This window comes from Micromonospora sp. NPDC051925, assembly GCF_044548625.1.
Lineage (GTDB): Bacteria > Actinomycetota > Actinomycetes > Mycobacteriales > Micromonosporaceae > Micromonospora.
This window is the reverse complement of sequence record NZ_JBIUCH010000043.1, coordinates 1-14924: the sequence shown is the minus strand read 5'-3', so window position 1 is coordinate 14924 and position 14924 is coordinate 1. Positions and strand designations below refer to the sequence as shown.

The 14924-nt window shown below is 71.5% G+C and carries 16 protein-coding genes and 2 tRNA genes; 10 read left to right on the top strand and 8 right to left on the bottom strand.

Annotation, left to right across the window (positions count from 1 at the left end):
- Window positions 1-44: 44 nt before the first annotated feature.
- Entirely contained in the window at window positions 45-368 is a 324-nt protein-coding gene (locus tag ACIG87_RS31880; protein WP_396855335.1) for a hypothetical protein, read from the bottom strand.
- A gap of 52 nt (window positions 369-420) precedes the next feature.
- On the bottom strand, window positions 421-897 hold the full coding sequence (gene bcp, locus ACIG87_RS31875; protein ID WP_396855334.1) for a thioredoxin-dependent thiol peroxidase: 477 nt from the start codon (window positions 895-897) through the stop codon (window positions 421-423).
- A gap of 134 nt (window positions 898-1031) precedes the next feature.
- Between bcp and ACIG87_RS31870 the strand changes: the two genes are divergently transcribed.
- From ACIG87_RS31870 to ACIG87_RS31855, 4 genes are read left to right on the top strand one after another with little or no spacing between them, the layout of a single operon-like run.
- Window positions 1032-1751 carry an energy-coupling factor ABC transporter permease gene (locus ACIG87_RS31870; protein ID WP_396855333.1) on the top strand — a complete coding sequence of 240 codons (720 nt, stop codon included), beginning with the start codon at window positions 1032-1034 and terminating at the stop codon, window positions 1749-1751.
- Window positions 1748-2170 (top strand): PDGLE domain-containing protein, encoded by a 423-nt coding sequence (locus ACIG87_RS31865; protein ID WP_396855332.1) that lies wholly within the window; start codon window positions 1748-1750, stop codon window positions 2168-2170. The genes ACIG87_RS31870 and ACIG87_RS31865 overlap by 4 nt, the downstream gene beginning before the upstream one ends.
- Before the next feature lie 14 nt (window positions 2171-2184).
- Window positions 2185-2955 (top strand): cobalt ECF transporter T component CbiQ, encoded by a 771-nt coding sequence (cbiQ, locus tag ACIG87_RS31860; protein ID WP_396855331.1) that lies wholly within the window; start codon window positions 2185-2187, stop codon window positions 2953-2955.
- Window positions 2952-3716 carry an energy-coupling factor ABC transporter ATP-binding protein gene (locus ACIG87_RS31855; protein ID WP_396855330.1) on the top strand — a complete coding sequence of 255 codons (765 nt, stop codon included), beginning with the start codon at window positions 2952-2954 and terminating at the stop codon, window positions 3714-3716. The genes cbiQ and ACIG87_RS31855 overlap by 4 nt, the downstream gene beginning before the upstream one ends.
- Here the strand turns inward: ACIG87_RS31855 and ACIG87_RS31850 are convergent.
- From ACIG87_RS31850 to ACIG87_RS31840, 3 genes are read right to left on the bottom strand one after another with little or no spacing between them, the layout of a single operon-like run.
- Window positions 3686-4783, bottom strand: coding sequence for a hypothetical protein (locus tag ACIG87_RS31850; protein ID WP_396855329.1), 1098 nt, complete (start codon window positions 4781-4783; stop codon window positions 3686-3688). The two genes, ACIG87_RS31855 and ACIG87_RS31850, sit on opposite strands and share 31 nt — an antisense overlap.
- Window positions 4780-5496, bottom strand: a complete 717-nt coding sequence (locus tag ACIG87_RS31845) for a DsbA family protein (protein ID WP_396855328.1) — start codon at window positions 5494-5496, stop codon at window positions 4780-4782. The genes ACIG87_RS31850 and ACIG87_RS31845 overlap by 4 nt, the downstream gene beginning before the upstream one ends.
- Window positions 5489-6013 (bottom strand): MauE/DoxX family redox-associated membrane protein, encoded by a 525-nt coding sequence (locus tag ACIG87_RS31840; RefSeq protein WP_396855327.1) that lies wholly within the window; start codon window positions 6011-6013, stop codon window positions 5489-5491. Before ACIG87_RS31840 ends, ACIG87_RS31845 begins: the two co-directional genes overlap by 8 nt.
- Window positions 6014-6365: 352 nt before the next feature.
- Between ACIG87_RS31840 and ACIG87_RS31835 the strand changes: the two genes are divergently transcribed.
- Window positions 6366-8021: a copper resistance CopC/CopD family protein gene (locus tag ACIG87_RS31835; RefSeq protein ID WP_396855326.1), complete on the top strand. Its 1656-nt coding sequence runs from the start codon at window positions 6366-6368 to the stop codon at window positions 8019-8021.
- A 17-nt stretch (window positions 8022-8038) separates the two neighbouring features.
- Window positions 8039-8764: a YcnI family protein gene (locus tag ACIG87_RS31830; RefSeq protein WP_396855325.1), complete on the top strand. Its 726-nt coding sequence runs from the start codon at window positions 8039-8041 to the stop codon at window positions 8762-8764.
- Between the two features lie 147 nt (window positions 8765-8911).
- Here ACIG87_RS31830 and ACIG87_RS31825 read toward each other — a convergent pair whose 3' ends face one another.
- Window positions 8912-10162: a glycosyltransferase 87 family protein gene (locus ACIG87_RS31825; protein WP_396855324.1), complete on the bottom strand. Its 1251-nt coding sequence runs from the start codon at window positions 10160-10162 to the stop codon at window positions 8912-8914.
- 73 nt (window positions 10163-10235) lie between these two features.
- Between ACIG87_RS31825 and orn the strand changes: the two genes are divergently transcribed.
- Complete coding sequence (gene orn / locus ACIG87_RS31820; protein WP_396855323.1) at window positions 10236-10826, top strand: oligoribonuclease; 591 nt, start codon at window positions 10236-10238, stop codon at window positions 10824-10826.
- A gap of 99 nt (window positions 10827-10925) precedes the next feature.
- A tRNA-His gene (locus ACIG87_RS31815) sits at window positions 10926-11001 on the top strand.
- 130 nt (window positions 11002-11131) lie between these two features.
- Here ACIG87_RS31815 and ACIG87_RS31810 read toward each other — a convergent pair.
- Window positions 11132-12424 carry an Ig-like domain-containing protein gene (locus ACIG87_RS31810; protein WP_396855322.1) on the bottom strand — a complete coding sequence of 431 codons (1293 nt, stop codon included), beginning with the start codon at window positions 12422-12424 and terminating at the stop codon, window positions 11132-11134.
- Between the two features lie 166 nt (window positions 12425-12590).
- Window positions 12591-13868, bottom strand: coding sequence for an Ig-like domain-containing protein (locus ACIG87_RS31805; protein ID WP_396855321.1), 1278 nt, complete (start codon window positions 13866-13868; stop codon window positions 12591-12593).
- A 185-nt stretch (window positions 13869-14053) separates the two neighbouring features.
- On the opposite strand from ACIG87_RS31805, the gene ACIG87_RS31800 reads away from it, so the two are divergent.
- Window positions 14054-14129, top strand: a tRNA-Lys gene (locus tag ACIG87_RS31800).
- A 293-nt stretch (window positions 14130-14422) separates the two neighbouring features.
- A partial coding sequence (locus ACIG87_RS31795; RefSeq protein ID WP_396855320.1) for a hypothetical protein occupies window positions 14423-14924 on the top strand: 502 nt, incomplete at its 3' end.

The following is a 14924-nucleotide window of genomic DNA, read 5'->3' as shown; positions in this document are numbered from 1 at the left end:
CGGTTGTCCTCACAAACCATCGATGATCAACGCGGTGGCCGTCTTCACGCCCACGCCACGCCCAACGCCGAAGCCAAGTGACGTTGGAGTACTAACGCCCGTTTGAGCCGCGACCCCGGAACTCTCCGCCCCTCAGGACGTTTGACCAGCAGCTCCGTCAAGGGCTTGCGGATGCCCCGGCCGCCCTTGTTGTGTACCTGCCCGGTGAAGTGCGACGTGTCGATGCCGAAACGCTTGAGCTGGCGACTGATGTGCGCGTGGGAGCCACCGCTGAACCGGACGCCGAGCAAGCGAAGCACGTCGGCGATGCTCCGGGACTGTGCCGCTGCCTGGGCGAGCATCTCAGGCGTGTACTTGTATCGGGTCATGTGCGGAAGGTAGCGATGGTGTCCGACATTATCGGTCACCCGACTGTCATGCTCAGTCGAGGCCGAGGTCGCGGCGCAGCTTGGCGACGTGGCCGGTGGCCTTGACGTTGTAGAACGCGTGCTCGACCTTTCCGTCCGGGTCGATGACGAAGGTGGACCGGATCACCCCGGTCACCGTGCGGCCGTACAGCTGCTTCTCGCCGAAGGCGCCGTACGCGGTGAGCACCGCCTTGTCGACGTCGGCCACCAGCGGGAAGGTGATCGCGTCACGCTCGCGGAACTTCGCCAGCTTGGCGGGCTTGTCGGGGGAGATGCCGACCACCTCGTAACCGGCGGCCTGGAGCGAGGCGAGCGAGTCGCGGAAGTCGCAGGCCTGCTTGGTGCAGCCGGGGGTCATCGCGGCCGGGTAGGCGTACAGGATGACCCGGCGACCGCGCAGCGCGGCCAGGGAGAGCGTCTCGCCGGTGTCGGTGGGGAGGGTGAAGTCGGGAGCGGGGTCGCCGGGGGCGAGCCGGTCGGGCGCGGTCATGGCGACGACCCTACCGCCGGGGTGTGACCGGCCGGCCGGTGCCGGCGGTGATCAACACCATGGCTTGTTGCCGCATCTTGGCAACAGCAGCCTTCGGGAAATAGGCTGAGCGCGCCGGCCGACTGGGAGGTCATGTGGAAACCCTGGCGATGCACATCTCGAACGGGATCATCAACGGTCCCGTCGCGGGCGTCTTCGCGGCCCTCGCGCTGGCCGCCCTGACCTTCTGCGTGCTGCGCGGCCGGCGTGACCTGGACGACCGGCTGGCGCCGATGGCCGGCCTGGTCGCCGCGTTCATCTTCGCCGTGCAGATGCTCAACTTCCCGATCTTCACGGCCGGGGTCTCCGGTCACCTGCTCGGCGGCGCGCTCGCCGCGCTGCTGGTCGGCCCCTGGGTCGGCGCGCTCTGCGTGGCGGTGGTGCTGATCGTGCAGGCCCTCGTCTTCGGCGACGGCGGCGTCGCCATGCTGGGCCTGAACATCACCAACATGGCACTGCTCGGCACCGCGGCGGCGTACCTGCTGATCGCCGGCCTGCTGCGGGTGCTGCCCCGCACCCCCACCGGCCTGGCCGTGACCGCGTTCGTCTCGGCACTGGTCAGCGTGGTGGTCGCGTCCCAGGGGTTCGTCGTGCAGTACTGGCTCGGCGGCACCACCGACCTGGGCGGCAACCTCACCGGCCTGGCCGGCACGATGGCCGGCGTCCACCTGCTGATCGGCATCGGTGAGGGGTTGATCACCGCGACCACGGTGGCCACCGTGGCCAAGGTGCGGCCCGATCTGGTGTACGCGCTGCGCGCCCTGAAGCCGGCGACCGCGCCGGCCCCCGTCCCGGCTGTCGGAGGTGTCCGGTGAGGAAGCGTTCCTGGGGGTTCGTGGCGGTCGGCCTGCTGGTCGCCCTGCTGCTGGCCGGGGTGGTCAGCAACTACGCCTCGTCGCACCCGGACGGCCTGGACTCGTCGCTGCTCAAGGGCTGCACGGTGAACGCCGACGACGAGATCACCGGCGGTTCGTGCCCGGCCCAGCAGTCGAAGGACCACGAGCTGGCCGACAGCCCGCTCGCCGACTACGGCATCCGGGGCGTGGACAACGGCTTCCTCTCCACCGGCCTGTCCGGGGTGGTCGGGGTGCTGCTCACCTTCGCCGTCGGCGGCGGCGTGTTCTGGCTGCTGCGCCGCCGGGGCCCGGCCGGCGCGGACGACGCCCCCGGCGGCGACCGGCGGTCCGCCGAAGGCCCGCGCGGCGACCGGCAGCGCGCCGGCACCGCCGGCTGACCAGGCGGTACGACGTGGGTGCCGGACACGCGCACGTGCTCTACCGGGACACCCCCTCCCGGGTGCACCGGCTGGCGCCCGAGGTGAAGATCGCCGCGATGGTGCTGTTCACCCTGGCGGTGGTGGCCACCCCGCGCGAGGCGTTCTGGGCCTTCGGCGGGTACGCCCTGCTGGTCGCCGCCGTCGCCGCGCTGGCCCGGGTCGGCCCGCGGTGGCTGCTGCTCCGTACGACGATCGAACTGCCGTTCGTGCTCTTCGCCGTCGCCCTGCCGTTCCTCGGGGTCGGCGAGCGCACCGAGTTCGCCGGGCTGAGCCTGTCGGTGGACGGCCTGCACGGGGCGTGGAACATCGTGGCCAAGGGCACCCTCGGGGTGCTCGCGTCGCTGCTGCTGGCCGCGACGACCACCACCCGGGACCTGATCGTCGGGCTGGACCGGCTGCGCTGCCCGCAGATCATCACCCAGATCGCCACGTTCATGCTGCGCTACCTCGACGTGCTGGTCGGTGAGGCCCGCCGGATGCGGGTGGCCCGGATCTCCCGGGGCGACGACCCGCGTTTCCTGTGGCAGTTGCGCGGGTTCGCCGCCGGGGTGGGCGCGCTGTTCCTGCGGGCCTTCGAGCGGGGCGAGCGGGTCTACCTGGCGATGCTCTCCCGGGGCTACACCGGGCGGATGCCGGCGGTCTGGCAGGGGTCCGGCGCGGCCACCGCCGGGCAGTGGGTGGCGGCGGCCACCGTGCCGGTCGTGGCGATGACCATCGCCGCGACCGCCGTCGTCCTGACATGATCGGGTACGTGCAGACCGCTGTCTCCCTGGACGTCCGTGGCGTCCGGTACGCGTACCCGGACGGTCACGTCGCCCTGGCCGGGGTGGACCTGGCCGTGCCGCGCGGCGAGCGGGTGGCCCTGCTCGGCCCGAACGGCGCCGGCAAGACCACGCTGGTGCTGCACCTCAACGGCATCCTCACCCCGACCGAGGGGGTGGTGAGCGTGGGCGGGCTGACGGTGTCGCGGGACCGGGACACCCTGGCCGAGATCCGCCGTCGGGTGGGCATCGTCTTCCAGGATCCGGACGACCAGCTCTTCCTGCCGACGGTGGCCGAGGACGTGGCGTTCGGCCCGGCCAACCTGGGGCTGCGCGGCGTCGAGCTGGCCGCCCGGGTGGACGAGGCCCTGGCGGCGGTGGGGATGACCGAGCACCGGGACCGGGCCCCGCACCACCTGTCGTTCGGTCAGCGCCGCCGGGTGGCGGTGGCCACCGTCCTGGCGATGCGTCCGGAGATCCTGGTCCTCGACGAGCCGTCGTCCAACCTGGACCCGGCGGCCCGGCGGGAGCTGGCCGCGATCCTGCGCGCCCTGCCGGTGACCCTGCTGATGGTCACCCACGACCTGCCCTACGCGGCGGAGCTGTGCGAACGGGCGGTCATCCTGGACGCCGGCCGGATCGTCGCCGACGCCCCCACCGCCGACCTGTTGACGGACCCGGACCTGCTGTCCCGGCACCGCCTGGAACTGCCCTACGCGTTCGACCCCCGCCTGCTCCACTGATCCGACCCGGCCCCGGCAGCCGCCGTGTGCAGTCGGAGCAGGCCGGCCCCGACCGCCCCCACCCCGGTGATCAGCACCCCGGTCAGCAGCACCCGGGCGGTGGTGCCCGACCAGGGCACCGGGGCGACCGCGCGGGACAGCACGGTCAGGTTGGCGACGCCGACGAAGAGGGTCAGGCACGCGCCGGCCAGCGCGAGCACGAAGTCGGCGGCGGGCCGTCGGGCCAGCGCCCAGCCGCCGGCCGCCATCGCGCCCAGCCCGGTCAGCAACGGCCAGAGCTGCCCGGCGAACAGTCCGAGCAGTACCCCGCCGACGCCCTGCGCCCCGGCGTCCAGCTCGCGGCCCAGCACCAGGGCGACGGCGGCGAGGCCACCGAGGGCGAGCAGCGCGCCGACGGCGCGCAGCGCCCGGCTCCCCGGTGCGGTGCCGGCCGGCAGCAGCCCCGCCGCGCCGACCAGCAGGGCGCCGAGGGTGGCGGCCACCCACCACGGGTACGGGTCCGGCGGCGGCACCCAGTCGAGGGTGCCGAGCAGCTCCACCGGCTCGACGCCGTCGCGCAGCGGGATGGTCCAGTCGCGGACCCGGTGTTCCCGGCCCGGGTCGGCGGCCACCTGGGCGGGCACGCCGGACTCCCGCCATAGGGCCCGCTGGTCGTGCCAGCGGACCCGCTGGTCGTCGTCGATCCTGCGCCACTGCGGGTCGGCGGCCGGGTCGGCGGTGGCGGGCAGCGCCGTGTCGCCGGCCAGGGTCCGGTTCAGGTAGGTGGCGGGGGAGTGGACGTTCTCGTACGCCCCACCCGGCCCGACCCGCAGGTACGGCTCACCGGAGTAGCCGATCACCACGACGTCCCGGCCGGTGTGGTTGACCAGTTCCAGTCGGGCGCCCGCCTCGACGGCCCGGAGGGTCAGCCCCGGCCGGGCCGGGGTGATCCCGGTCACGCCGGTGCGGTAGTCGGTGCCGTCGGGCGCGTCCGCGCCGTGGGCGTACGCCGGTGCGGGGGTGGTGAGCAGGGTGAGTAGTGCGGCGGTGAGCGCCAGGACGGCCCGCCGCAGGGGTGCCGGGGTCACTTGCCGGCCGCCTCCACGGCTGCGGTGATGCCGGCCGGGGTGCGGTCCTCCACGACGGTGCCGTTCACCTTGATGGTCGGGGTGCCGGTGACACCGGCCTTGCTGGCGTCGTCGGTCACGTGTTCGGTCCACGCCCGGTACGTCCCGTCCTTCACGCACGAGCCGAAGTCGTCCTTGTTCAGCCCGACGCCCGCGCCGATGTCGATCAGTTGGTCGTTGCTCAGCCCGGCGCTGCCCTCGGCGGGTTGCTGGGCGAAGAGCGCGTCGGTGAACTCCTTGAACTTGCCGCCCTTCGCCGCGCAACCGGACGCGGCCGAGGATCGGGTCGAGTATTCGGTGGTGGAGAACCGGTTGAGGTAGGCGACCGGGTGGAAGACCACCCTGGCCTTGCCCGAACTGACCAGTTCGTCGACGGTCTCGCCACTGGTCTGCTGGAACTGCTTGCAGGCCGGGCAGAGGTAGTCCTCGTAGAGGTCGATGGTGACCGGCCCGTCGCCGAGCACGACGCCGGTGCCGGCGTCGTTCGCCCCGGGCGGGGCGGTGAAGGTGTCCGACTTCTGGCTGGAGTAGACGCTCCAACCGATCAGGCCGGCGATCACCAGCACCACCACCGCACCGACGGACGTCCAGAGGGTCCGCTTGCGCCGCTTCTCCCGGGCCAGCTGTTCGCGCACCACCCGCGCCGCCTCGTTGCGTCCCTTGCGACTACTCATCGTCGTCCTCCACGGGTGGGTCGCCCGCGAGCCAGCCGTCCACCGAGAACGGGGTGCGGGGCCAGATCAGCAGGAATCCGGCCAGTGCCAGGAATCCCAGGTCCCGGAGGATCTCCGGGAGGTAACTCGGGGCCTGGCCGGCGGCGAGCTGCCCGCCGCTGCCGAAGCACCCGCAGTCGATGGCCAGGCCACGGGCCCAGGCCGAGGCGATGCCGGCGATGAAGACCAGCAGCAGCGCGGCGGAGATCCCGGCGGTGAGCCGGGTCGCCAGTCCGGCGAGCAGCAGCAGGCCCAGCGCCAGTTCCACGAAGGGCAGCGCGGCCCCGATCCCCGTCGCCACCTCGTACGGCATCACCTGGTACGCGTTGACGGCCCGTCCGGACGCGGCCAGGTCACCGACCTTGGCCCCGCCGGCGAACAGCCAGACGGCGGCCAGGCCGAGCCGGGCGGCGACGCCGAGCCAGGGTCGGACGAGCGGCCAGCGGCCGGCCGGGCTGCGCGCTGCGGTCACGCTCATTGGTCGTACCGCCCGGTCCTCGGGTTCCCCGGGCCGGTCGGCCGCCGCGGCGACCGGCGGACCGTCGCGGGCCGCTCGGGTCGGGTCGGCGTGCCGTGACGACCGGTGACGGTGGGGTCGCGCGGAGCGGGGATCACGACAAGCCAGGCTACGCGGCGTGGCCGGGGCGGGCAGGGTCCTTCGGCCCTTTCCATGGTCCCGGTCACGCCGGGAACTTTTTCGCCCTGCCATCCGACTACCTGCTCATGACGTGCCACCACCTACGGCAGGCGCCCCGGCCGGCGCGCCCGGACCGGGCCGGCGCGGGGTGGCCGGGTGGGCGTACGCGGCTCCGGTCAGCGAGCATGGCGGGATGAACGCAGTCGATCGTCGCTGGCTCGCCCGGATGGGCGCCGTTGCCGGCCTGCTGGTCACCCTCGTCGCCCTGCTGCTCACCCCGGCGGGGCCGGCGAGCGCCCACGCCGTGCTCTCCAGCAGCAGCCCGGTGGCCTCGGCGGTGGTGCCGAGCGCCCCGTCGGAGGTGGTGCTGACGTTCACCGAGTCGGTCCGCAAGGTGCCCGACAAGATCCGGGTCATCGCGCCGGACGGCTCCCGTGCGGATCGGGGCGAGCCCCGGTTCGAGGGGTCCGTGGTGACCATCGGGGTGGACCCGGCCGGGCCACAGGGCACCTACCTGGTCAGCTACCGGGTGATTTCCGCCGACAGCCACCCGGTCTCCGGGGCGTTCACCTACTCGGTCGGGGCACCGTCGACGCCGCCGACCGACTCCGGCTCGGACAGCCGGGCCGACCCGGTGGTCGGCGTGGGCGTGAAGGTGACGAAATACCTGGGGTACGCGGGCCTGCTGCTGGTGGTGGGTCCGGCGCTGGTGCTGGCCGCGCTCTGGCCGCTGCGGCTGTCCCGGCGGGGCCCGGCCCGGCTGCTCTGGGCCGGCACCGGGCTGCTCGCCGTCGCGACCGTGGCCGAGGTGTGGTTGCAGGTGCCGTACACCGCCGGTGGGGGGTTGTTCGACGTCACCGGTGCGGGGTTGTCCGAGGTGCTGGGCAGCGGGTACGGCACCGCGCACCTGATCCGGTTGGGCCTGCTGGCGGCGGCGGTGTTCCTGCTCCGGCCGCTGACCCGGGGGCCGGTGGGTCGTACCGACGGGATCCTCCTGACCGTGCTCGGGGCGGCGGGGTTGTTCACCTGGCCGCTGGCCGGGCATCCGGCGGCCTCCCCGGCACCGGCGGTGTCGGTGCTGGTCGACGCGGTGCACCTGGGCAGCATGGCGGTCTGGTTGGGCGGCCTGGTGATGCTGGGCGGGTTCCTGCTGCGCCGGGCCGACGAGCGGGAACTGGGGGCGATCCTGCCGATCTGGTCCCGCTGGGCGGCGCTGGCGGTGGCGGCGCTGCTGCTGGCCGGCACCGTGCAGGGGCTGATCGAGGTGGCCAGCCTCCAGGCCCTCACCGGCACCACGTACGGCCGGCTGCTGCTCGCCAAGATCGGGCTGTTCGCGTTGGTGGTGGCGGTGGCCGCGTACTCCCGGCAGTTGGTGCGGCGGCGGAGCGCCGCGGCCCGGCCGGTGCCGGTGCGTCGCGCGGTCTGGGTGGAGTTGGCGATCACGGCGGTGGTGCTGGGCGTCACGGCGACCCTGGTGCAGACCCCGCCGGCCCGGACCGCCGTCGACGGTGCGACCGGCGCGGACAGCGGCTACTACTCGACCACGCTGACCAGCCCGATCTACTCGCTCCGGGTGGAGCTGGACCCGGCCGAGCGGGGCAACAACTCGATGCACCTGTACGCGTACACGACGGACAACCGGCCGCAGCCGGTGGTGGAGTGGAAGGCCACCGCCGCGCTGCCCTCGGCCGGGGTCGAACCGATCGACATCCCGTTGCTGCGGCTCACCGACAACCACGCGACCGGGGAGTTCAGTTTCCCGTCGGCCGGGCAGTGGCAACTGCGCTTCACCGTCCGCACGTCCGACATCGACCAGGCCACGGTGACCGCCACCGTGCCGATCAAGTAAGAAGGGCCCGCATCCAGATGATCCGTCTCCGGCGCTCCGCATCCGCCGCCGCGCTCACCCTCACCGCCGTCGCCGCCACGCTGCTCGGCTTCGCCGGGCCGGCCGCCGCGCACGTCACGGTCAACCCGAAGGAGGCGACCCAGGGCAGCTACGGCCGGTTCGCCTTCCGGGTGCCCAACGAGAGCGACACCGCCTCCACCGTCAAGGTCGAGGTGACGCTGCCGGAGAACGCCCCGGTCGGCTCGGTCTCCACGATGCCGGTGCCGGGGTGGACGGTCGCGGTGGAGAAGCGCAAGGTCGACCCGCCGATCGAGGTGCACGGCAGCCAGCTCACCGAGGCGGTGGCGAAGCTGACCTGGACGGCCGCCGCCGACGCGGGGGTCAAGCCGGGCCAGTTCCAGGAGTTCCCGGTCTCGATGGGCCCGCTGCCGCAGGTGGACACGATGGTCTTCAAGACGCTCCAGACCTACTCCGACGGCAACGTGTCGCGCTGGATCGAGGAGCCCGTGCCGGGCGCGGAGGAGCCGGAGGACCCGGCGCCGGTGCTGACCCTGGCGGCGGCGGCCCCGTCCCCCTCGGCGGCCCCGGCGGCGGGGGCGACGGCGGGGAACGGCGACGATGACGACTCCGACGGAGCCGTGACCGCGCTGGGCGTCGCCGGTCTGCTGGCCGGGCTCGCCGGCCTGGTGCTCGGCGGGCTGGCCTTCGCCCGTACCCGGCGGGAGCCGACGCCGAAGTCCTGACCCCGGTGCACGGATACGGCGACGGCCCTCCGCGCTGCCGACGCGGAGGGCCGTCTCACCGGGGGATCGGTGCGCTGTGGCCGTGACCGGCTGACACCAGATTAGCGCCAAAGGTCGGAGAAGGGAATATCTGTCCTTTTAAGGAGGCTATTTGGCGGTCGGGAGTGTTCCCCGGCGCACCGGGAGCAGCGCCAGCAGCAGCAGCGCCAGCAGCACGTACGCGTTGCGGAGCAGGAACTCCCAGGGATTGTCCGTGCGGGCCGGGGCCACCCCCCAGTCGTGGAACGACACCACCCCGTAGACGATCACCAGGCCGGTGCCGACGGCGAGGGTGAGCAGCCGACGCCGACGTCGCGCCCCCGCCTCGGTCTCCCGATCGGCGTCGAGCGCGGCGTCCACCAGCACCACCACCGCCGGAACGAACCAGTAGATGTGGTGGGTCCAGGTGATCGGGCTGACCAGTCCGCCGACCAGCCCGGTGAGGGTGAGGCCGGTCAGCCAGTCGCCGGCCCTGGCGGCGCGGGCCGCCCGCCACAGCCCGTACCCGAGAATCGCCACGACCAGGACGAGCCAGAGCAGGCGGTTCGGCTCCTCCGGCGCGTCGATCCGGCTGAGCAGGCCGAACAGCGACTGGTTGCCGGTGTAGTCGGTGCGCCCGACCCGGTCGGTGGCCCACAGCTCGTGGGTCCAGAACCGCCACGAGTCGCGGGGCGCCAGCGCGGTGGCCAGCAGCGTCGCCGCCGCCGCCGTGACACTCGCCACCACGGCCGCCCGCCATCGCCGGGTCACCAACAGGTAGACGATGAAGATGCCCGGGAAGAGCTTGAGCGCCGTGGCCAACCCGACGCCCACCCCGGCCCAACGTCGCGCCCGCGGTACGGCGAAGAGCAGGTCGGCCAGGATCAGCACCACCAGCAACATGTTGATCTGGCCGAAGGTGATCGTCTCCCGGGTGCTCTCCACCGCGAAGACCAGCAGCACCGCCACGGTGAGCGCGAACGTCCGGTGCAGACCGTGCCGGTCGATCACCGGCGTCACCAGCCAACGGGTGGTGACGACGACACCGACGCAGGTCAGCGCCGTGAAGATGACGATGGTCAGGCCCAGCGGCAGCGCCCCGAACGGCCGCAGCAGCAGCGCGCTGAACGGCGGGTACGTGAAGTACAACTCACCCTGCACCCGATCCGGCTGCACGTAGTCGTAGAGCGGATGCCCGGACGCCCACCAGGCCATCGCCCGCATGTAGATCTTCAGGTCGAAGAAGTCGTGCACCAGACCCGGCAGGTAGAGCACCGGCAATACGGCGGCCAGCGCCAACACCGTGACGACCCGGCGGACCGTACGGCTTCGCTGGTCCTCCGGGGTGGTGACGGGGGAAGCGACGGATTCGGCGGGCACGGGGAAACCCTAGCGGTCCCGCCCCCCGACAGTGCCGAGGCGCGGGGACCTGGGCTGCGCGTAGTCTGTCCCGGTGGCTGACCTTCTCGTCTGGATCGACTGTGAGATGACCGGGCTCGACCTCGTCGGCGACAAGCTGATCGAGGTGGCCGCGTTGGTCACCGACCCCGACCTCAACGTGCTGGGTGAGGGCGTCGATGTGGTCATCCACGCCGACGAGGCGGCCCTGGAGGCGATGCCGGAGATCGTCCGCACCATGCACGCCAAGTCCGGGCTGACCGAGGAGGTGCGCCGTTCCACGGTCACCCTCGCCGAGGCCGAGGACATGGTCCTGGAGTACGTCACCAGCCACGTGAAGGACCCGCGTACCGCGCCGCTGTGCGGCAACTCGATCGCCACCGATCGCGGCTTCATCGCCCGGGACATGACCCGCCTCGACGCCCACCTGCACTACCGCATGATCGACGTGTCGTCGATCAAGGAGCTGTGCCGGCGCTGGTACCCCCGGGTGTACTTCGGCCAGCCGCAGAAGGGGCTGGCACACCGGGCCCTGGCCGACATCCGGGAGAGCATCCGCGAGTTGGAGTACTACCGGCGCACCCTGTTCGTGCCGCTGCCCGGCCCGGACGTGGAGACGGCGAAGGCGATCGCCGCGCAGCTCTAGGACGGTCCGCGCCGGCGGACGGAACCCGCTGGACGGGCCCTGCCCGGGTGGCGCTATTATTAGTCCGCACCCGCCCGGGAGACCGGTGCGGACGGCATGGTGGCTGTAGCTCAGTTGGCAGAGCACCGGGTTGTGGTCCCGGTTGTCGTGGGTTCAATTCCCATCAGTCACCCCACCAGGGTGGATCACCTCCACTACGGCTCAGGCCCCCTCGCAAGAGGGGGCCTGACGCGTTTTCCGGGGTACCCCGGACACCGCGACTGGCCCCCTCCGGGTGGAGGAGGCCGGTCGCGGGTCGGGGTCGGTCAGGACGTCGGCGTGACGCTCGGCTCCGCGGAGGCGTCGGGGGAGGCGTCGGTGCCCTGCTGCGCGGCGTCCGGGTCGTACGGCAGGGCGCTGCCCTTGACGTACTCGTCCCAGCTCATGTTCCAGTCGGTCCAGCCGTTGCCGTTCTGGAGCTTGCGCTCGGTGCCCTTGACCGTGATCGGGTCGCCGACCTTGGTGTTGTTGAACAGCCAGGCGCCGTCCTTCATCGACACGTTCACGCAGCCGTGCGAGACGTTCGTGCTGCCCTGCTGGCCCTCCGACCAGGGGGCGGCGTGGATGAACTCGCCACCCCAGGTGAGCCGCTGGGCGTAGTCGATCTTCGTGCGGTAGCCCTCCTCGGGGCCCAGCTCCTCCATGGTGTCGAAGACCGTCTTGCGGAGCTTCTCGATCACCACCATCGTGCCGCTGGACGAGGGGGTGCTCTTCTTGCCGAGGCTGACCAGGACGGTCTTGACGACCTGGCCGTCCTTGGTGACGGTCATCCGCTTGGTCTTGTTGTCGACCTGCATCACCACCGCCGGGCCGATCTTGACGTCCACGGTCAGGTCGGACCTGCCGTACCAGCCGTCACCCATCGGCAGCCCACCGGCCTGCACCCGGTACGACACCGTCGTGCCCGACTTCCAGAACTCCTTCGGCCGGTAACGGACCTCGGTGGGGCTGACCCAGTGCCAGATCCCCTCCTGGGCCGGCGTGCTGGTGACCGTCATCCGGCGCTGCACGTCGTCGCGGTAGTCCTCCGGGATGTCCCGACCGAACTTCACGATCAACGGCATGCCCACGCCGACCACCTGGTTGTCGCCGAGGAAGCTGGTGATCCGTACCTGCTTGTCCGGCTTGGCCATCACGGTGAAGGCGCTGGTCGCCGTCGCCGGCTTCCCGTCGTCACCGGTCGCCGTCACGGTGGCGGTGTACTTCTTCCCGTACTCCAGGGTGCCGGAAGGCAACCAGCTCGCGCCGTCCGCGGCGAGCTTGCCCTCGACGGCCTTGCCGTCCGCGTCGGTGAGCGCGACGGTGGTGTCCTTGGCGTCCTTGGCGGTGAAGACGATGCCGGCGGAGGCCGGAACGTCGGTCGCGTCGGCCTTCGGCTCGGTGATCGTCGCGGTGGCCTTCGGCCCGCTCTCCTCGCCGCCGCCCTGCCAGCTCGACGGCTTGTCGCCGCCGGAGCCGGTGCAGGCGGAGGTGAGAGCCAGTGCTGCGGCGAGGACCCCCGCCGCAAGCACCCGGCGGCGGCCGGCACGCCCGGTCAGGTGGTCCTGGACAACTCGCATGATTCCCTCACAGTCGTGGTCCCCGATGCCCCATCGTCCCTCACTGACGTGGCGGACCGCCCGTTGGTTGCCAAGGGTGAACTGAAACACGCCATCGGGCGATGTGTGATAACGGTGGGTGGCCGGTCCGCGCCGGTCCGGGCCGACCACCCGGCCCGGACCGGGGTCAGACCAGCGGTCCCGAGCCGCCCTGCGGGACCGGCAGCGCGCTGCCCTTGACGAACTCCGACCAGCTCAGGCTCCACGCCGTCCAGCCGTTGCCCGGTTCGAGTTTGCGCGGGGTGCCCTTGACCGTGATCGGGTCGCCGACCTTCGTCTGCGAGAAGAGCCAGCGCCCCATCGCCATCGAGACGTTGACGCAGCCGTGCGAGACGTTCCGCCGGCCCTGCGCTCCCTCCGACCACGGGGCCGCGTGGATGTACTCGCCGCCCCAGGTGATCCGCTGGGCGAAGTCGATTTCGGTGCGGTACTGGTTCGCCGGGTCCGGCTCGTCCATGGTGTCGAAGACGGTCTTCTCCTTCTTCTCCATCACCACCATGGTGCCGCTGGACGAGGGGGTGCTCTTCTTGCCCAGGCTGACCGGCAGGGTGCGGATCAACTGGCCGCCCTGGAAGACCTCCATCTTCTTGGTGGCGTTGTCGACCTTCATCTCGAAGGACCGCCCGATCTTGGCGGTCGCCGACCGGTCGACGTTGCCGTAGCGGCCGTTGCTGAGCGGAATGCCGGCCAGCGCGATGCGGACGCTGAGCGTCGTCCCCGGCTGCCAGTACTCCGGCGCCCGGTAGTACGCCTGGGTGCCGTTGGAGACCCAGTGCCAGGCACCCGGCTGCGGCGGGTCGGTCTTGACGAACATCCGCTTCTGGACGGCGGCCCGGTCCTTCTGCGGGATGCCCGGACTGAACTCGGCCACCACCGGCATGGCCACGCCGTACGTCCGCTCGTCGAAGAGGTACAGGCCGGAGCCGATCATCGACTTCGGCTTCGCCATCGTGGTGAAGGTGCTCACCCCCTGCCGGGGCTGGCCGTCCGCGCCGGTGCCGGTCACCGTGGCGGTGTACCGGGTGTTGTACTTCAGGGCTGACGAGGGCACCCAGGAGCTGCCGTCCAGCCGCATGCTCCCACCGACCTGCTTGCCGTCACCCGTGGTCAGGGTGACCGAGGAGACCTTCCCGCCGCCCGGAACGGTGGCGCTGATCTCGGTGCTGACCGGTCTGCTCTTCGCCCCGTTGGCCGGACTGACCGCGAGGTCGGAGACCGCCTGCGTCGGCGGCGTCGCCGTCCCGGCCGGTGGTGGCGACGACGACGCCTCGGCGCTCGACGATGCCTCGGCACCACCGACGAATTCGGCTTCCTTCTTCTGGTCGCCGCCGCACCCGGCCAGAGCCAGCGACGCCGCCAGGACGAGAGCGCCCGCCATCGCCCCGCCCCGCGTGAACCTGCCCATCCCCACCTCTGTTCTCGCGTACCTGGCCGACATCGTGCCGTATCTCGGCAACCAGCTCGATCCCGCAGGGCACCGGGCGAGGGAGTTCGGTGGATTTGCCCCTTAAGCTCGACCGAAGAGGGGAGCCGGGTATCGGATTGGAACCCGGTTCATGGCCCGTGCTATGTTTTCTCCGTTGCCAACGAGCGCCGCTAGCTCAACTGGCAGAGCAGCGGACTCTTAATCCGCGGGTTCGGGGTTCGAGTCCCTGGCGGCGCACCACCAAAAAAGGCTCTGACCTGGGGTTTCGCCCTGGGCCGGAGCCTTTTGGCGTTTCTGCCGGTGGTTCGGTGTCTCGGTGGGTGCTCGGGAGCCGTTGGACCGGTCGCCGATTGCCGGGACGGGGCGTCGCGTTCGTGGACGTCGGCGGCTGTCACGACGTTCGTCGCGGTGTACCTGATGAGGGCTTCCAGTGGGGTGCCACTGGCGGCAGCGGGCGTTGGTCATGACCGGCCCCGGCCATCGGTGTCGCCCGCCTGATATCGATGCTTGCGGTCCGGTCATAGGATGCGCGCGTGTTGTCGATCGACAGGGAGCAGTTCGCCGCCGGTGTCCGGTGGTGGCAGACGAGAACGAGTTGGCCGAACGACTTCCACAACAGCGACTACGAGGTGTTGGCCGCCCAGAACCCGGATGGAGATTTCCGGGACAGTTGGTGGGCGGGCTTCCTGTCCAGGTTGACCGCGTGGGGTGCGTTGCGACCGCTCTCCCAGGCCGATGTGACCGGTCGGTTCACCGAGCACCGGGACGAGCTGTCCCGGACCTGGCATCAAGCGTGTGCGCCGGTCAAGGACCTGGACATCACCGGTGTGACCTGGGTTCAGGTACGGACGTTCCCAGAAGTGGTCGCACGGCTCAAGCCGACGAACTCGGGATCTCCGGTGTTCCCGTCGAAGTTCTGCCACTTTCTGCTTCCCCTGGGCCTGACCCGGTTTGACGGACATCCCAGCTCAGAGGGGCTGTGTGCCCCTCGGGAGGATGTTCATCATGGAAGGCATGGGCAAGAAACCACGCCGG